Origin of the sequence: Arthrobacter sp. LjRoot14 (assembly GCF_964253905.1) — a bacterium.
Taxonomy (GTDB): domain Bacteria; phylum Actinomycetota; class Actinomycetes; order Actinomycetales; family Micrococcaceae; genus Arthrobacter.
In genome coordinates this window covers 354,965-371,280 of the sequence record NZ_CAXURL020000001.1, presented here as the reverse complement: position 1 = coordinate 371,280, position 16,316 = coordinate 354,965, and the positions used below count along the sequence as shown (strand labels likewise).

16 protein-coding genes are annotated in these 16,316 nt (G+C 66.8%); 8 read left to right on the top strand and 8 right to left on the bottom strand.

The window, feature by feature from the left end; genetic code table 11:
* Positions 1 to 27 precede the first annotated feature (27 nt).
* Positions 28 to 618, bottom strand: a complete 591-nt coding sequence (locus tag ACSQ12_RS01775) for a hypothetical protein (protein WP_436064084.1) — start codon at positions 616 to 618, stop codon at positions 28 to 30.
* Positions 619 to 701: 83 nt separating this feature from the next.
* Here ACSQ12_RS01775 and ACSQ12_RS01770 point away from each other — a divergent pair, with 83 nt between their 5' ends.
* Positions 702 to 2,018 (top strand): MFS transporter, encoded by a 1,317-nt coding sequence (locus tag ACSQ12_RS01770; protein ID WP_436064083.1) that lies wholly within the window; start codon positions 702 to 704, stop codon positions 2,016 to 2,018.
* On the opposite strand, the gene ACSQ12_RS01765 is transcribed toward ACSQ12_RS01770, so the two are convergent.
* From ACSQ12_RS01765 to ACSQ12_RS01740, 6 genes are all read right to left on the bottom strand, one after another.
* Positions 2,015 to 2,500, bottom strand: a complete 486-nt coding sequence (locus ACSQ12_RS01765; RefSeq protein WP_436064082.1) for a DUF2871 domain-containing protein — start codon at positions 2,498 to 2,500, stop codon at positions 2,015 to 2,017. The two genes, ACSQ12_RS01770 and ACSQ12_RS01765, sit on opposite strands and share 4 nt — an antisense overlap.
* An 80-nt stretch (positions 2,501 to 2,580) precedes the next feature.
* A complete protein-coding gene (locus tag ACSQ12_RS01760; protein ID WP_436064081.1) occupies positions 2,581 to 4,941 on the bottom strand; it encodes a glycoside hydrolase family 65 protein in 2,361 nt (786 codons plus the stop codon).
* 53 nt (positions 4,942 to 4,994) lie between these two features.
* Complete coding sequence (locus ACSQ12_RS01755; protein ID WP_436064080.1) at positions 4,995 to 5,747, bottom strand: HAD family hydrolase; 753 nt, start codon at positions 5,745 to 5,747, stop codon at positions 4,995 to 4,997.
* A gap of 168 nt (positions 5,748 to 5,915) precedes the next feature.
* Entirely contained in the window at positions 5,916 to 6,926 is a 1,011-nt protein-coding gene (locus ACSQ12_RS01750; RefSeq protein WP_307864460.1) for a LacI family DNA-binding transcriptional regulator, read from the bottom strand.
* A gap of 176 nt (positions 6,927 to 7,102) precedes the next feature.
* Positions 7,103 to 7,720 (bottom strand): alpha/beta hydrolase, encoded by a 618-nt coding sequence (locus ACSQ12_RS01745; RefSeq protein ID WP_436064079.1) that lies wholly within the window; start codon positions 7,718 to 7,720, stop codon positions 7,103 to 7,105.
* Positions 7,721 to 7,749: 29 nt separating this feature from the next.
* Positions 7,750 to 8,970: a beta-ketoacyl-[acyl-carrier-protein] synthase family protein gene (locus tag ACSQ12_RS01740; protein WP_436064078.1), complete on the bottom strand. Its 1,221-nt coding sequence runs from the start codon at positions 8,968 to 8,970 to the stop codon at positions 7,750 to 7,752.
* Between the two features lie 259 nt (positions 8,971 to 9,229).
* On the opposite strand from ACSQ12_RS01740, the gene ACSQ12_RS01735 reads away from it, so the two are divergent.
* From ACSQ12_RS01735 to ACSQ12_RS01705, 7 genes are all read left to right on the top strand, one after another.
* The gene (locus ACSQ12_RS01735) at positions 9,230 to 9,487 is read left to right on the top strand and encodes a DUF6458 family protein (protein ID WP_209747958.1); all 258 of its coding nucleotides are present in this window, start codon (positions 9,230 to 9,232) and stop codon (positions 9,485 to 9,487) included.
* Between the two features lie 348 nt (positions 9,488 to 9,835).
* Positions 9,836 to 10,645, top strand: a complete 810-nt coding sequence (locus tag ACSQ12_RS01730; RefSeq protein WP_436064077.1) for a DeoR/GlpR family DNA-binding transcription regulator — start codon at positions 9,836 to 9,838, stop codon at positions 10,643 to 10,645.
* Complete coding sequence (locus tag ACSQ12_RS01725; protein WP_209747962.1) at positions 10,642 to 11,640, top strand: 1-phosphofructokinase family hexose kinase; 999 nt, start codon at positions 10,642 to 10,644, stop codon at positions 11,638 to 11,640. The genes ACSQ12_RS01730 and ACSQ12_RS01725 overlap by 4 nt, the downstream gene beginning before the upstream one ends.
* A gap of 2 nt (positions 11,641 to 11,642) precedes the next feature.
* The gene (locus ACSQ12_RS01720; protein ID WP_436064076.1) at positions 11,643 to 13,715 is read left to right on the top strand and encodes a PTS fructose transporter subunit IIABC; all 2,073 of its coding nucleotides are present in this window, start codon (positions 11,643 to 11,645) and stop codon (positions 13,713 to 13,715) included.
* A gap of 55 nt (positions 13,716 to 13,770) precedes the next feature.
* Positions 13,771 to 14,049, top strand: coding sequence for an HPr family phosphocarrier protein (locus ACSQ12_RS01715; RefSeq protein ID WP_028270626.1), 279 nt, complete (start codon positions 13,771 to 13,773; stop codon positions 14,047 to 14,049).
* A gap of 277 nt (positions 14,050 to 14,326) precedes the next feature.
* Positions 14,327 to 14,959 carry an SRPBCC family protein gene (locus ACSQ12_RS01710; RefSeq protein ID WP_209747966.1) on the top strand — a complete coding sequence of 211 codons (633 nt, stop codon included), beginning with the start codon at positions 14,327 to 14,329 and terminating at the stop codon, positions 14,957 to 14,959.
* Positions 14,960 to 14,961: 2 nt separating this feature from the next.
* Entirely contained in the window at positions 14,962 to 15,228 is a 267-nt protein-coding gene (locus ACSQ12_RS01705; protein WP_436064075.1) for a DUF7218 family protein, read from the top strand.
* Between the two features lie 26 nt (positions 15,229 to 15,254).
* Here ACSQ12_RS01705 and ACSQ12_RS01700 read toward each other — a convergent pair whose 3' ends face one another.
* A complete protein-coding gene (locus ACSQ12_RS01700; protein ID WP_436064074.1) occupies positions 15,255 to 16,295 on the bottom strand; it encodes a Ku protein in 1,041 nt (346 codons plus the stop codon).
* Between the last annotated feature and the right edge of the window lie 21 nt (positions 16,296 to 16,316).

Here is a 16,316-nt window from a genome sequence, read left to right as displayed (position 1 = left end):
ACTCATCCTTAACACTAAGCCACCTTGCTACATGACCCATGACTCGGCCACCGCAATATATGCGGACGACGACGGCCCCCGGGGTCCGGGATACACCGTGGGCGCACCGGGCCATTCCACCCCGAATTCCGACAGCCGTCCCGTGCTGCATGGCAGGTACACGTTGCTCAGGGCTGCACTGCTTCCGCCAAGCTGGAATTCGGGGGCCAGGAACTGGCGGCGGTCCAGGACGCCGCTGATCTCAAGTTCCGCTTTGCCCCCGACGGCCCGGAAACCGCGCTCGATGTCGAGTTCGACGTCGAACTCGTCCTGGGTGTGGGTGATTTCAACCAGGGGGAACCGCGCTGCTTCCGGAAAGTGGCGGGTCAGTTCATTGGCCAGAGTCTCGGCGAAGTACCCGTTGGGGCCGTAGCTTCGCCAGCCCTGGCGGGTGGCGACCAGCAGGGCGTTTCCAGTGCCCCATCTGGACCATTCCGCCATCCAGAAGGAGGCGAAGCAGCTGGCGGGTTCGCCGGGGATGTGGACGCCCTCGCGGTCCACCGGATGCAGTGCAAGTCCCGGGTTGCTGCCGATGAATGCCATGCTGCGGCGCCACGTGCCTGCCGGACTGTTCCCCATGGGTTGAGCCTAACGGGGCAGCGGCGAAAATGGTGCCGGCAGGCACGGCGGCGCGGCTGGAGGAGCAGGCCTAGACTGGCCATATGCCCGCCCCCAGAGCTCTCAGACCCTTCGTGCACCGGGAATACCGGGTGCTGATTGCGGCGCTGGCCGTCTCGATTTTCGGCTCCGGCATGTGGGCCGTGGCCATGGTTTACCAGGTGATCCACCTGGGCGGCGGACCGCTTCAGCTGTCCCTCGTTGCCACCGCCGGCAGCGTGGGGCTCGTGGCGTTTGTCCTGGCTGGCGGCATCGCCGCCGACCGGGTGCCGCAGCGGCTCCTGATCATCGCGGTGGAAGGAACCAACCTCGCCGTGATCGCCGCCATCAGCGGACTGGCCCTGGCGGGCTGGCTGCAGCTGTGGCACCTTGCCGTGGGCGCATTCGTGCTGGGTGTGGGGGCGGCGTTCTTCTTCCCGGCCTACTCGGCCATCCTGCCCCGCATCCTGCCGGCAGAGGACCTGCTGGCGGCCAACGGCATGGAGGGGACCATGCGTCCCATCCTGCAACAGGCGGCCGGTCCCGCCGTCGCCGGCATCCTGGTGGCAGCGTTGTCCCCCTCGCACGCCGTCACGGGCGTGGCGGCATGCCACCTGCTTGCCTTCATTATCCTCAACTTCCTCGGCCAGCATGCCCTCGAAACGCCCGGCACCGACGGCGGGCCGGGCATCGACGGCGGACCCGCGGCGGAACGGGGCAAAACGTCCTTCTTCCACGACCTCCGCGAAGGTGTCAGCTACACACTCCGGACGCCATGGTTGTTGTGGACGCTGCTCTGGGCCTGCATCTCGGTGCTGTTCCTGATCGGACCCATCGAGGTGCTGCTGCCGTTCGTTGTCCGCGACCAGCTGGGCGGCGATTCGCGCATGTTCGGATTCCTGCTGGCGGTGATGGGCGTCGGCGGAGCGGCCGCTTCCCTGGCCACGGCGTCCTTCGCGCTGCCGCGCCGCTACCTCACGGTGATGATGGTTTCGTGGGGTGCCGGCAGCCTTCCCCTCGCTGCCGTTGGAATCATGGACAGCTTCTGGATGGTTGCCGCGGCGCTCTTCGTGTTCGGTGCGACCGGCGGCATCGGCATGGTCATCTGGGGCACGCTCCTGCAGCGGCGCGTTCCCGCCCACCTGCTGGGCCGCGTCTCCAGCCTGGACTTCTTTGTATCGCTGGCCCTGATGCCCGTCTCCATGGCGCTGGCCGGCCCCGCCGCAGAGGTGGTGCCCACGTGGGCGATCTTCCTGGTGGCCGGCGGCGTGTGCCCTGTCATGGCAGTAGTGGCAATGGTGGTGGCCCGGATGCCGGCCGACGAGCTGGCACACCCGCTGGACCGCAGTGCCGCGGACCGGGAGTCGGCGGACAGCCCCTAGGCCACGCTCCCCGCGCCGCGCGTCTCCAGCCCGCCGCGGGGCGCCGTCCCGCTGCGGGGCGCCGTCCCGGGAACCGCCCTCAGCGCCTTCCGGAGGGCCAGGAAAAGCAGCACCAGGCCGGCAGTCAGCAGGATGTGTCCGGTGCCGGCAATCCCGGCCAGGGCTTTGGAACCTGCGTCCGCGCCGGCGACAACGAGCGACCCCTTGACCAGCATCATTCCGCCGGTCACCACCACGCCGGCGTTCCAGGTCCGGAAAAACCAGGCCGACAGCTTCGGCGCGGCAGCGGAGAGGGCGAAGACCTTCTCCAGCATCAGCACCATCAGCAAAACGACGAAGCCCAGCACCAGCCAGTGCGTGTGCACCAGGCCCAGCTGGGACTCCCCGGTAAAGCCGTAGGCCTTGGTGAACTCACGGTAATAGAGGCCGGAGAGGACTCCGGCAATGGCATAGGCAAAAGAGGCATGGAAGAGTTTTTTCACCCCTCCAGTCTTTCGCCGGAGCACGACGGCGGGATCAACCGTTCGGTTGATCCCGCCCGTCTGTTGGGACTACTGCGTGCTTAGCTGCGGGCGCGCACCATCGGGATGGACGCCGTCGGAAGTCCGCTCGGGAAGATGGTGGGCTCCGGCGCGCCGACGGGGGCCAGCGGCACCCGGGCAACGTCGTTGCCGACGGTGAGCACCTCACCGCGGACGTTGACGTCCAGCGGTTCGCCGTCCCGGATGCTGAGGCTGATCGATCCCTGGTCCAGCTCCACGAAGAGGAGGCGGTCCCGCACCTTGAGGTGGAAGGTCAGGCCATCCCATTCGGCTGGCAGCCGCGGATCGAAGAACGGTACCTCGCCCTGGTCGCGCAGGCCTGCGAAGCCGCTGACCAGCGAGCTCCAGACACCGCCGGTGGAGGCAATGTGCACGCCGTCGATCGTGTTGCCGTGGGTGTCGTCAAGGTCGATGTACAGCGCATGGGTGAAGTGGTCCAGCGCGGCTTTCCCGTAGCCCACCTCGGCGGCCATGATCCCCTGGACGCAGGCGGACAGGGTGGAGTCGCCGGTGGTGATCGGATCGTAGAAGTCGAACGCCCTGCGCTTTTCCTCGGCCGTGAAGTCCTGCCACTGCAGGAACATCGCCAGCACGGTGTCCGCCTGCTTGAGGACCTGGTGGCGGTAGATCACCAGCGGGTGGAAGTTCAGCAGCAGCGGGTACTTGGACCGGGGCGTGCTCCAGTCCCACGGCTCCAGGGTCATGAAGTCGTTGTCCTGCGAATACACCTCGAGGTCTTCGTCGTAGGGCAGCTGCATCCGGAGCGCGGCCTGTTCCCAGAGTTCGCGTTCTGCGTCGTCGATTTCCGGGTGGTCCAGGGCCGCCGCGGTGCGGAGGTTGAACCGCGCCATGACGTTGGTGTAGAGGTTGTCGTTCACCACGGCCGTGTACTCGTCCGGGCCGGTGACGCCGTGGATATGGAACAGCCCGTCCTTGCCGAAGAAGCCAAGGGACACCCACATCCGGGCAGTCTCGATTAACAGCTCCGCGCCCATGCCCTGCTTGAACTCCGCGTCGCCGCTGGCCCACATGTACCTGTTGGTGGCGAAGGCGACGGCGGCAGCAATGTGGAACTGCGCGGTGCCGGCGGCGTAATAGGCGCTGGCTTCGAGCCCGTTGATGGTGCGCCACGGGAACAGGGCGCCGTCCACGCTCAGTTCCTTGGCCCGGACCTTGGCGTCCGGCAGCATCTCGTGCCGGAACTCCAGCACCTGGCGCGCGTTGTCCGGGCTGGTGTAGGTCAGGTACGGCAGCAGGTACACTTCCTGGTCCCAGAAGTAGTGCCCCTCGTAGCCGGAGCCGCTGACGCCCTTGGCCGGGATGCCGGCAACGTCCGCGCGGGCGGTGGCCTGGGCCAGCTGGAAGAGGTTCCAGCGGATGGCCTGCTGCAGTTCGGGCTGGCCACCCACCACAATGTCCGTGGTGGCCCAGTAGTCCCGGTAGTGCGCCTCGCTTTCGGCGAAGATCGCGCTGACGGGCTGCAGGGCGCCCTCCGCTGCTTCGGACGGGTCCTGCGGGGAACCGCCGTCCACGGCTCCTTCGCGGAAGGCCCGAGCCACGGCGTAGCTGGCGCTCTTCTCGAGGCGGAAGGGCTGGTCTGCGCTCACGGCGAGGACGTACCGGACGCTGCTGTCGTCCTGGTCCACCAGGGTCTCGAACGGCTGCACGTCAGCCGACGTCCAGTGGTCCACGGCCAGGCCGACCCGCTGCCGGGACTCGGCTGCTTCCCAGGAGAGACGCAGCGAGCCGTCCCCGCCGTCGAGCCGTACCGGCAGCAGGACGCGGCCGGCGTGCCGCCCGGCCCGCCGCGGATCGTGGGTGGAGTGGTCCTCCACTGGCTGGTCCTGGCGGTTGATGACGGAGGATGTGACGTCCGCGTAGATGTCCCGGTCCGCGGCGACTTCGAGGCTGATGCCCAGGGTGCCGCGGGACTGGTAGCCCACGGCCCGGCGCTCAGTGGTGGTCACGGTGGCACCGGAACGGCACTGCCAGGTGATCCGGCATTCGTAGATCCCGGTGGCGAAGTCAACGGAGCGGCGGTAGTCCAGCACCGTTGATTCGCTGAGGGTCAGCGTCTCGCCGTCGATAATCACCGTGAAGTTGTTGATATCCGGGATGTAGAGGATCCGCTGGCCCGTGCGGGCAAAGCCGTAGGCGTTTTCCGCGTGCTTGATGTCCCAGGTTTCGTGGAAGCCGTTGATGAAGCTTCCGGGCAGGTCAGCGTCCGCGGAGGCCCAGTGGGCGCCGCGGATGCCAAGATGGCCGTTGCCCAGGCTGAAGAGGGTCTCCAGGGTTCCGGCGTTTCCGGGAAGGTGGACTGTCTCCACGAGCTGCCAGGGGTCGTTAGGGAAACGAGCACGGTCAGAGGTGATGAGTGCCATGGCTGTTGGGGTTCCTTTTGGCGTTGGTGCAGGTTGGGGGGCGTGTGGTCGGTCTAGAGGAGTTCGTTCAGGTCCTCAACCACCAGGGTGGCGCCGGCGTCCAGGAGCGTCTGCCGGCCGGCTCCGCGGTCCACTCCAATCACCGAATGGAAGGTGCCTGCGTTACCGGCCTGGACCCCGGACACGGCGTCCTCCACCACCACGCACTCCTCGCTGGGGAGGCCCAGCAGTTGCGCCGCGTATTCGTAGGTGGCCGGGCTGGGCTTTCCGGGCAGTCCCGCGGCAGCGGCGGCGACCCCGTCCACCACCACCGGGAAGTGGTGCGCCAGTCCCGCCGCCTGCAGCACGGCCGGCGCGTTCCGGGAGGAGGAGACGACGGCGACCTTGAGTCCCAGCGAGAGTACGGCTTCCAGGAAGCGAACGGAGCCCTCGTAGGGTGCCACGCCGCCGGCTTCGACGATGTCGTTGAAAACCTTGTTCTTGCGGTTGCCGAGGCCGTGGACAGTGTCGTTGGCGGGATCGTCGTCCGCCGGGCCTTCGGGCAGCACGATGCTGCGCGAGGCGAGGAAGTCCCGGACGCCGTCGAACCGGGGCTTGCCGTCGATATGGTCGAAGTAGTCGCTTTCGCGGTAGCCGTCCGCTTCGGGAACGTCCCGCAAGTAGCCGTCGAAGAGCTCCTGCCAGGCGCGTTCGTGGACGATCGCCGTCGGCGTGAGCACGCCGTCGAGGTCGAAGAGGATGGCGGACGCGCCGGACCAGCTGGAGGTGGTGCTGTTACCGGTGGTGCTGTTGGAAAGCTCAGTCATGCGGTACTCGATGTCCTTTCAGACGGCGGCAGGGGAAGTGCATGGATACTGCAGGTTTGGTGCGGACCGGAACCATCGGGTCCAGTGGCCGGTCCGGTGGAGTCGGGCGTCGGCGGCCGTAGCTGGCGTTTTCGCTCAGCGATTCAGCTTTCTACTGACCGTTTTCACTCAACGTTTCCGTCGCGCGGTTTTGCGTTCGATCAGTTTGGTATCCAGCACGTGGCTGGCGGGGGCACTCAGCGGCCCCGGACGTTGGAGTCCTTCGATCAGCAGGTTGGCGGCGAAGGCGCCCTGATCGGCTACCGGCTGGGCGATTGTGCTCAGTCCCAGGAACCAACTCATCTGATGATCGTCTATTCCTATGATGGACACGTTTTTCGGCGCTGACAAACCGAGCTCGCGCAGGGCCATGAGGGCACCGAAGGCTGTTTCGTCGCATCCGGCGAAGATCGCGGAGGGCATCCGGCGGTTTTCGATGAGCTCGGTCATGGCCCGGCGGCCGCCTTCGATGCTCGAACCGGCGTCCATGACCAGATCCGGGTCCACGGTTAAGTGGTGCTCGGCAAGCGCCCGGTGGAACCCTTTGAGCCGGTCCGTGGCCGTGGCCACGGTGCGCTCCCCCGGTTCGCGCCCGGAGAGGATGGCCAGGTCCCAGTGCCCCAGGCCGAGCAGGTGGTTGGTCGCCTTCCATGCCGCGTCCTCGTTGTCGATTCCCACGTTGTCCCAGGGGACGTTGTGCATGCCCACGCTTGCGACCGCCAGTCCGGACGACGCCAGGGCGTCGATTTCAGCGTCGCTCAGGGCGATGTTGAGCAGCAGGACGCCGTCCACGCGCTGCGCCAGGGCATCCAGGTCGCCGAAAACCTTGCGGTGGACGCTGGGCGTGTTGCGCAGGCTGATGAGCACGGTGTCGAAGCCGCTGTCGGCGAAGACTTCCTCGGCCGCCTCCACAGCTTGGGCGAAGAACCACGCCGTCGCGGTGGGCGCGATGATGGCCACGGACCCGGTGGTGCCGCCGGCAAGGCGCGCTGCCGCCGAGGATGCTTTGTAACCGAGTTTGGTGGCGGCGTCCGCCACCTTCACCTGGGCCGTTTCCGAAACGTTGGGCAGCCCGCGCAGCGCACGGGAAACGGTACAGATGGACAGCCCCGACAATGCGGCAACGTCCTGGATGGTCACGCGCGGTCCTCTAGCCATGCAACACGGGCTCAGCCCTTTCTTCTTCGGAAGTCGTGGGCCCGATACATGGCCGAAGAAGAGTGTAAGCGCTTACAAATTTAGCGCGCAACTGGTTTTTTCCGCGGGTGCGGAATGTTGCGGGTTTCCCGGGACCAGAGAGGGCGGTCTTGCCGCCCTCAGCGGAGAACGTAGTGGCGCAGGAAGGCGCTCACGTCAACCATTTCCGGCTTGGAAATTGTGTGGCCCATCCCCGGATAGGTCCGTGCAGTCAGCTGGGTATTCCGGTTGAGCCACTCCTCGGTGTGCTCCACGGCGGCGTCGTTGATCACCAGGTCGGCCTTGTCCCTGCCCCAAAAGAACGGCGGCTTGGCGTCGAACGATTCGCTCATGGCCAGCAGTTCGTTGTCCAGGACGAATCCGGACAGTCCCACCACGGCGCGGAAGTCGTGCGGCCGCAGCCGCAGCAGCGTGCTGGCCATGGCCATGCCCTGCGAAAAACCCAGCAGGCTTACGCTGCTGTGCTGCGCCCTGACTGAATTGATCCAGTCGAACACCTTGTTGCTGACGGAAATGACGTCAGCGAAGTCATGGGTCAGGAAGTAGTCCAGCAGGAACCAGCCGTAGTCATCGCCGATCACCTTGGGCGCGCGCAGCGCCGCGCAAGTAAACTCGGGCGGCAGCTGGCCGAAGAGGTCAGACATGCGCACCTCGTCCGTTCCGTAGCCGTGCATCATGACCAGCAGCGGCGTGCCGGCGCGCTGGTTCTCCGGCCTGGACCATACGACTGTCTCCATCGCATCAGCCTAACTTTCCGGGGAGGCCCTCAGCCCGCGGTGATCACCAGCGAGGCGCTGTGGCCCCCGAACCCGAACGCATTGGAGATGCCGGCCTTCGCCGCGGATGCCCGGGTTGTTTCCGAAACGATGTTGAGGTGGATGCCCGGGTCCGTGTTGTCGAGGTTGAGGGTGCCCGGAATGGCGCCCGTGCGGAGCGCCTGGATCGTGACGATGGCACCGAGCGCCCCGGCCCCGCCCAGCAGGTGACCGGTGAGGGATTTCGTGGACGTAACCGGAACTGAATGTCCGACGACGGCGCCGATGGCTTCCGCTTCGAGCCGGTCCCCCACCGGGGTGGAGGTCGCATGGGCATGCACGAAGTCGATGTCCTCCCCGGTGAGGCCGGCAGCGGCAATGGCTTTCTGCAGGACGCGGCGCTGCATGGCGGGGTCGGCCGCAACGATGTCCACGGCGTCGGAGGTGACGGCACTGCCTGCAATGACCCCGAGCACCTCGGCTCCGCGGGCGCGGGCGTGGTCTTCGCGCTCCAGGACCACGATCCCGGCGCCCTCGGCCATGACAAAGCCGTCCCGGTCGCGGTCAAAGGGCCGGGAGGCGGCCTGCGGGCTATCGTTGCGGGTGGAGAGCGCCCTGATCTGCGAGAACCCGCTGATGGTCAGGCCGTTGATGCAGGAGTCCACCCCGCCGGCGATCACCACGTCGGCGGCACCGCTCCGGATCATGTCGGCCGCCTGCGAGATCGCCTCAGCGCCGGAGGCGCAGGCACTGACTGGCGTCCGCGCCCCGCCGCGGGCGCCCACGTCGATGGAGACCCAGGCCGCAGGCCCGTTGACCATAATCCGGGTAAGGGTGTGCGGGGAAACCCTGCGCGCCCCCTTGACGTCCAGGGTCCGGGTTTGCTCCAGGGTGGTATCCAGTCCTCCGTAGCCGGAGCCGATGACGACGGCGAGCCGTTCCGGGTCGGTCCCGGGCCGGCCCGCGTGCGCCCAGGCTTCGCGGGCGGCGATGAGTGCCAGATGGCCGCAGCGGTCCATCCTCTTGTATTCCAGGGTGGAGAGCAGCGACGGGACATCGGCCGTAACGCGTCCTGCGATGCGCACCGGCAGCCCGGCGGCCCACTCCTCGTCGAGGGGTACTATCCCGGAGCGCCCGGCCAGGAGGGCGTCCCATGTTTCGCCGGCAGTGGAGCCGACGGGGGTCACTGCTCCCAGGCCGGTGACTACAACCGCGGGGAATGGTTCAGACATGGGTAACACTGCTCCTGGGATCTGTTGTCGCTGCGGGCTGATTGCCGCGGACGCAATACACAGTACGCGGGACACGCCTCGGGCCGCCGGTGTTACTCCGCCGCCGCCGGCAATATCACGGCAAATAACGACTGTGACACGACTCCGGCGCGCGCCGTCCCGTTCATTGAAACGTCAGGAGGCGGACTGTAGCGTGTCGCTAGACAGCATGCTGATCAAGTTTTTGCCCGCACGTCCCCCGGACAGCTAGGAGCAAGTCATGAGAATCGGTTCCTCCATTTTCCTTATCGCCCTCGGTGCCATCCTGGCGTGGGCCGTCACCCCGGGCCTGATCCCGTATGTGGACCAGACCCTGATCGGCTACATCCTGATGGCCGTTGGCGTCATAGGCCTGATCGCCTCGCTGGTCCTGGCATCGCCGGGGCGCACCCGCCGGGTAAGTGAAACCCGGTCAGTGGTGGACCCGAACACGGGCGAGCGCATTGTCCGCAATGAGAGCCGGGACGGCGGCATCTAGCCATGACCCTCCGGCCGCCGTTGTCCTCGGAAAGCCGACGGACACCGGCGCACCGCATTGAGAACATCCCGGAAGCCGGGCCAGACCACCACGGTCCGGCCCGGCTTCCGCCGTCTTAAGAGGGACCCGCCCCGCCCGGCACCGGAGTTTTTGTCCACTTATCGCGACTTCGGAGGCCTCGAGCTCCTTCGATCTGGACAAAAACTCGCCGGCGGGATCTTTGTTCGTGTTGTTTTCATTGACAAACCAACAAGAACAAAGATAAAGTCAAGCAATTCAACATCATGTGATGGCAGTCACTGATAGCAGTTCCGGAAATGCCAGCAGTATTTACGCAATGGAGGGTAAGTGTTCGCCGAGGAGCGCCAGCAGCTGATGGCAGGTCTAGTCGCCGAAAGCGGCCGTGCCAGCGTGACCGCCCTTGCCGAACGCTTCAACATCACCACCGAAACCGTCCGGCGCGACCTCGCCGCCCTGGAATCAGCCGGCACCGTCCGCCGGGTCCATGGCGGCGCCGTCGCCCCGGACCGGATCAGCACCACCGAGGAAAGCATCCTCGAGCGGACCATCCAGCGGCAGCCGGAGAAGCTGCGCATCGCCGAGGCCGCCCTGGCTTTCATCCCGCAAAACCCGGCCGGCAGCATCCTCGTGGACGCAGGCTCCACCACGGAAGCCCTGGCGGACCTGATCGCCCTGCGCCTGGCTGACCCCTCCGCTTCGCCGTCCGCCGGTTCGGAGAACGAACTGGTGGTCATCACCCATGCGGTCCCCATCGCTGCGAAACTGGCTGGCGAGCCAGGCATCGCCCTCCACCTCCTGGGCGGCCGGGTCCGCGGCCTCACCCAGGCTGCGGTGGGGCAGTCCACCGTGGACGCTGCCCACCGGATCCGCCCGGACATCGCCTTCATCGGCGCCAACGGAATCCACTCGGCCTTCGGGCTGAGCACGCCCGATCCTGAAGAAGCCGCCGTCAAGGCTGCCTTCGTCCAATCGGCACGCCGCATTGTGGTGCTGGCCGATTCGTCCAAGCTGGATGCGGAAACGCTGGTCCAGTTCGCCTCGTTGAAAGATCTGGACACCTTGATTACAGACAGTGAACCCAGCCCGGAACTAGCAGCGGCGCTTGCTGACGCCGGCGTTGACGTGGTGATCGCGTGATTGTCACCCTGACCGCCAACCCGAGCCTGGACCGTACCGTGGGCCTCCCCTCGCCCCTGCTGCGCGGGGAAGTGCAGCGGGCCATCTCCGTCAGCCAGGAATCGGGCGGCAAAGGCGTCAACGTCTCCCGCGCCCTGGTGGCCTCCGGGTTGGAAACCGTAGCCGTCCTGCCGGGCGGCGACTCCGATCCCGTGCTGGCGGGGCTTCGTGACAGCGGAGTCCCCTTCGCCGCCCTTGCCATCCACGAGCCGCTGCGCACCAACGTGGCGTTGACGGAGCCGGACGGGGTCACCACCAAGATCAACGAACCCGGCCCGGTGCTGAGCGAAGACCAGCAGGAAGCCCTGATCGGGCTGCTGCTGGAGCGGTCCCGCGGTGCCAGCTGGGTCGTCCTCGCCGGTTCGCTCCCACCCGGAGTTCCGGCGGACTTCTATGCCACCGTCACCCGGCGGCTACGCTCCACGCATGCCGGCAACGGCACACAACAGTCGACGCCGCTCATCGCCGTCGACTCGTCCGGCGCTCCCCTCGCCGCCGCCCTCTCGGGCGACGCGTCAGGCATGCCGGACCTCCTCAAGCCCAACGCCGAAGAACTGGCTGAACTGGCTGCCGCAGCCGGTTTCGCCACGGCGTCCACCGCTGACGAACTGGAAGCGGATCCGGAGGCTGCCGCGGCAGCCGCCGCCGCCGTCGTGCGTTCCGGTGTAGGTGCCGTGCTGGCAACGCTCGGTTCCAAGGGTGCGGTACTTGTGACGGCCGACGGCGCGTGGCTGGCCACGCACCCGCCGGTCAAAGCGGTCAGCACGGTCGGCGCGGGAGATTCATCCCTTGCCGGCTACCTGCTGGCCTCCAGCCTGGGCGCCGCCCCGGCCGACTGCCTCCGTCAGGCAGTGGCACATGGTGCCGCTGCCGCCTCCCTGCCGGGCTCCACAGTTCCGGCGGTCCACCAAACCACCCCTGATGCCGTAACCATCACGGCCCTCCGGAAGGACTGACAGTGACTCAGCTCATTACTACTGATCTGGTCGAGCTAGACCAGAACCTGGGCAACTCGCCCGAGGACGTGATCCGCCATTTGGCCGGCAGGGTTGCCGCCACAGGACGCGCCAGCGAGGCGGAAGGCCTCTTCACGGACGCCTTTGCCCGGGAGTCCAAAACCGCCACCGGCGTTCCCGGCGGAATTGCCATTCCGCACTGCCGCTCCACTGCGGTGACGGTGCCCACCCTGGCCATGGCCCGGCTCTCGCAGCCTGTGGACTTCGGCGCCAAAGACGGCCCGGCGGACCTCATCTTCTTCATCGCGGCCCCTGAGGGCGCAGACCAGGAGCACCTTAAGCTCCTGTCCAAGCTGGCCCGTTCGCTGATCAAGAAGGACTTCACCGCTTCCCTGCGCGCAGCCACCACCCAGGCCGACATTGTCGAACTGGTGGAGGGCGCCCTTGCCGACAAGCCCGCCGCCGCCGCAGAACCCGCAACAGCAAGCGCAGCGGCCGGGGCAAGCGCAGCCGCAGCACCGTCCCCCGGTGCCGCCACCGGCTCCCGGTCCGGGGGCCCCAAGCGCCTCGTGGCCGTGACGGCCTGCCCCACGGGCATCGCCCACACCTACATGGCCGCCGACTCCCTCGTGGCAGCTGCCAAGGAAGTCGGAGTGGACCTGCAGGTGGAAACCCAGGGCTCCTCCGGCGCCAAGCCGCTGGACCCCGCGGTGATCGCAGCCGCTGACGCCGTGATCTTCGCGGTGGACGTGGACGTCCGCGGCAAGGAGCGCTTCGCCGGCATGCCGGTCATCAACGCTCCGGTCAAGCGCGGCATCGACGAGCCGGACAAGATGGTCCAGGAGGCGCTGGCCGCCGCGGACAACCCCAATGCCCGCCGTGTCCCGCACTACGGCGCGGAGGAGCAGGCTGAAGCCGAGGCCACCGAAAAGGGCGAGCACATCGGCCAGAAGCTGAAGAAGGCGCTCCTCACCGGCGTCAGCTACATGATCCCGTTCGTGGCAGGTGGCGGCCTCCTGATCGCCCTGGGCTTCCTGATGGGCGGCTACCTGATTACCCAGTTCGCGGACACCATTGTGGTGGACAACAGCATCTTCAACCTGCCTACCGAATACCCTGAAAACGCCTGGGGTCCGCTCGGCGCCTACCTCGGTGCAGTGCTCTTCAAGATCGGTGCCCTGTCCCTCGGCTTCCTGGTCCCCGCACTGGCCGGCTACATCGCCTACGGCATCGCCGACCGCCCGGGCATCGCCCCGGGCTTCGTGGCAGGCGCCGTCGCAGGGTTCATGGGTGCAGGCTTCCTGGGCGGCATCGTCGGCGGCCTCCTGGCCGGTTACATTGCCCATTCCATCGGCAAGATCCAGGTGGCCCGCTGGCTGCGCGGCCTGATGCCCGTGGTGATCATTCCGCTGGTGGCTTCGCTCGTGGCTTCCGGCCTGATGTTCCTGATCCTGGGCGCCCCGATCGTAGCCATCACCAAGGGCCTGAACGGTTGGCTCTCCGGACTCACCGGTGCCAGCGCCATCGCGCTCGGCATCATCCTGGGCCTCATGATGTGCTTCGACCTCGGCGGCCCGGTCAACAAGGTTGCCTACTCGTTCGCCGTCGCCGGCCTGGGTGCCGCAACCCTGGACAACCAGGCACCGTGGCAGATCATGGCAGCCGTCATGGCCTCGGGCATGGTTCCGCCGCTGGCCATGGCCCTCGCCTCCACCGTCCTGGACAAGAAGCGTTTCAGCCTGGCCGAGCGTGAAAACGGCAAGGCCGCCTGGCTGCTGGGGGCATCCTTCATCTCCGAAGGCGCCATCCCGTTCGCCGCGGCCGACCCGCTCCGCGTCATCCCCGCCAGCATGCTCGGCGGCGCCGTGACCGGTGCCATCTCCATGGCAGCGGGCGTAGGCTCGAAGGCCCCCCACGGCGGCATCTTCGTCTTCTTCGCGATCGACAACTTCGTGATGTTCGTTGTGTCGATCCTTGTCGGTACCGTGATCACCGCCCTGGCAGTGATCGCCCTCAAGCGCTGGGCCGTCCGCAAGTCCGTTGATACCGTGGAGCCGGTTCCAGTAACTGTCTGACCCGGTTCGGACGCTTTCCAACCACCTGTCCCGACCTGATATCCAAGGAGCACACATGTTCGAACGCACCGCCACCATCGCAAGCCGCGTGGGCCTGCACGCCCGCCCCGCCGCCATCTTCGCCGAGGCGGCCGGCGAGTACCCGCACGAGATCACCATTGCCCGCCAGGGCGAGCCGGCCGACGAGGCCATGGACGCGGCCAGCATCCTGTCCCTCATGAGCCTGGGCGCCTCACACGGCGACGTTGTGGTCCTCCGCGCCGAGGGCGACGGCGCCGACACCGCCCTGGACCACCTGGTCCAGATCCTGGAAACCGATCACGACGCCGAGTAGCGGCACGGCGGGCTAGTACAGTCCGCCTTCGGTACAGCAGTCAGCGGCCGGCCCGCTGCGCCACCTCCCTTGTACGGGCGGGCGGCGCACGGGCCGGCCGCTGCTTTTTAACTCCCGGCTTTTGGCTCCCTGCTTTTGACTCCCGGACCCTGAACTAAGCAGCCTTAGTAAATCCTTGTGTTTGCCTGGCGGCCCGATTAGCGTGGCATTGTGGCGACACGCCGATCAACAGACCCGCAATCGGGGGCACGTTCCCCTGCGGAAAGAGGATGAGACAGTGGCTACCCTGCAGGAAACCATCGAGGTGGATGTTCCCGTGTCCACCGCCTACAACCAATGGACCCAGTTCGAGTCATTCCCGGAGTTCATGCGGGGAGTGGAGTCCGTCCAACAGATCGACGAGACGTCCCTGCATTTCCGGACGGACATCGCCGGGGTCAAGCGCGAATACAGCGCGCAGATCACCGAGCAGCTGCCGGACCGGCGCATCGCCTGGGTCAGCACGGACAAGCCGCGCAACGCCGGCGAGGTCTCCTTCGAACCCCTCGGCCCGGATCGGACCAGGGTCACCGTTGCGCTGGAATGGGAGCCCGAGGGGCTGCTGGAGAAAGCGGGCTCGGCGGTGGGAGCGGACAGCCACCAGATCAGCGCCGACCTCAAACGGTTCAAGCAGTTCATCGAATCGCGCGGGATTGAGACAGGCGCCTGGCGTTCTGCCGTAGACAACGGAGAAGTCGAGGAAACCAGAGAAGAGGCAGGCTTCGCGGCGAACGCCCCGGCGCACCACGCACACGCGTCCGCTGCCCAAGCACCCCACCCGCAGCCGCCGCACACGCCCACCCCTTCGCCGCAGCGTCCGGCGGGAATGGACCCGTTCATTGACGACGCTGAACCGTCGGATCCGAGCTGACCATGCCCGAGAAAAAGAACCCCGGCCTCAGGGACCCGGAGCTGTACGAAGAGCTCCGCGAAGACGGCGCCTCCAAGCAGAAAGCCGCCCGCATTTCCAATGCCGCCGCCAGCAGGGGGCGCTCCGCAGTGGGCCGCAAGGGCGGCAAGAGCGGCGATTATGAAGATTGGACGGTGGCCCAGCTGAAGGCCAAAGCCAAGGAAATCGGGCTGACGGGTTACTCCAGCAAGAAGAAAAGCGAGCTCATTTCAGCGCTCAGAAACTCCTGACCGCGGCTGCAATGGGTTACCGTACCTCAGGCCCCTTTCCGCCGGCTCTTGGCCGGCTCCTTGGCGGCCGGCTCCGTCGCAGCTGCCTTGCCGGCCGTCTTGGCCGGAGCTTTGGAGGCGGTTGCCTTGGAAGCGGTTGCCTTGGAAGCCGTCGAACGGGCCGCCGTCGTCTTGGCACCCGCGCCTTTCGACGCTGCGGACCGGCCCGAGGCAGCAGACCGGGAGGCCTTCGCGGGAGCCTTCCCGGCGTCGTCGGCCTGTGCCGCATCGGCACTGCCGCCGCCCCGCTTCTTTTCCAGGCTTCGCTTGAGGGCTTCCATCAGGTCGATCACTTCGCCGCTGCCCGCTTCGGCGGCCTCGGCGCCGAACGTCTGTTCCGTATCCAGGGACTCGCCCTGCTCGATCTTGGCGTCGATGAGCTTGCGGAGCTGCACCTGGTAGTCATCCGTGAACTGGCCGGGCTCAAAGTCCCCGGCCATGGAGTCCACCAGGGCTGCGGACATCTCGCGTTCCTGGGCGGTGATCCGGACGGTGGTTTCCAGGGCGGGGAACGCCGCTTCCCGCACCTCGTCGGCCCACAGCAGGGACTGCAGCACCAGGACGTCATCCCGGATCCGCAGGGCACCAAGCCGGGTCTTCTCGCGGAGCGCGAACTGCACCACGGCCACCCGGTCCGTGTCCTCCAGCGCACGGCGGAGGAGCACATACGCCTTGGGCGACTTGGAGTCGGGTTCGAGGTAATAGCTCTTCTCGAACATGATGGGGTCGAGCTGCTCGGAGGGGACAAACTGCACCACTTCGATCTCGTGGCTGCTCTCCGCCGGGATGGACTTGAGCTCATCCTTGGTGAGGATCACAGTGCGGCCGTCTTCCTCGTAGGCCTTGTCGATGTCCGAATAGTCAACGATCTCGCCGCACACCTCGCAGCGGCGCTGGTAGCGGATGCGCCCGCCGTCGGCGTTGTGGACCTGGTGGAGCCCGATGTCGTGGTCCTCGGTGGCGCTGTAGACCTTGACCGGCACGTTGACCAGCCCAAATGCGATAGCGCCTTTCCATATGGCTCTCATGGATCAAGTGAACATCACAGT

Coding starts and splice junctions, on each gene's coding strand:
- ACSQ12_RS01760 (WP_436064081.1), bottom strand. CDS start 4,941: ATGGCACTCATCACCTCTGACCGTGCTCGTTTCCCTAACGACCCCTGG.
- ACSQ12_RS01700 (WP_436064074.1), bottom strand. CDS start 16,295: ATGAGAGCCATATGGAAAGGCGCTATCGCATTTGGGCTGGTCAACGTG.
- ACSQ12_RS01715 (WP_028270626.1), top strand. CDS start 13,771: ATGTTCGAACGCACCGCCACCATCGCAAGCCGCGTGGGCCTGCACGCC.
- ACSQ12_RS01740 (WP_436064078.1), bottom strand. CDS start 8,970: ATGTCTGAACCATTCCCCGCGGTTGTAGTCACCGGCCTGGGAGCAGTG.
- ACSQ12_RS01755 (WP_436064080.1), bottom strand. CDS start 5,747: ATGACTGAGCTTTCCAACAGCACCACCGGTAACAGCACCACCTCCAGC.
- ACSQ12_RS01705 (WP_436064075.1), top strand. CDS start 14,962: ATGCCCGAGAAAAAGAACCCCGGCCTCAGGGACCCGGAGCTGTACGAA.
- ACSQ12_RS01775 (WP_436064084.1), bottom strand. CDS start 618: ATGGGGAACAGTCCGGCAGGCACGTGGCGCCGCAGCATGGCATTCATC.
- ACSQ12_RS01735 (WP_209747958.1), top strand. CDS start 9,230: ATGAGAATCGGTTCCTCCATTTTCCTTATCGCCCTCGGTGCCATCCTG.
- ACSQ12_RS01770 (WP_436064083.1), top strand. CDS start 702: ATGCCCGCCCCCAGAGCTCTCAGACCCTTCGTGCACCGGGAATACCGG.
- ACSQ12_RS01745 (WP_436064079.1), bottom strand. CDS start 7,720: ATGGAGACAGTCGTATGGTCCAGGCCGGAGAACCAGCGCGCCGGCACG.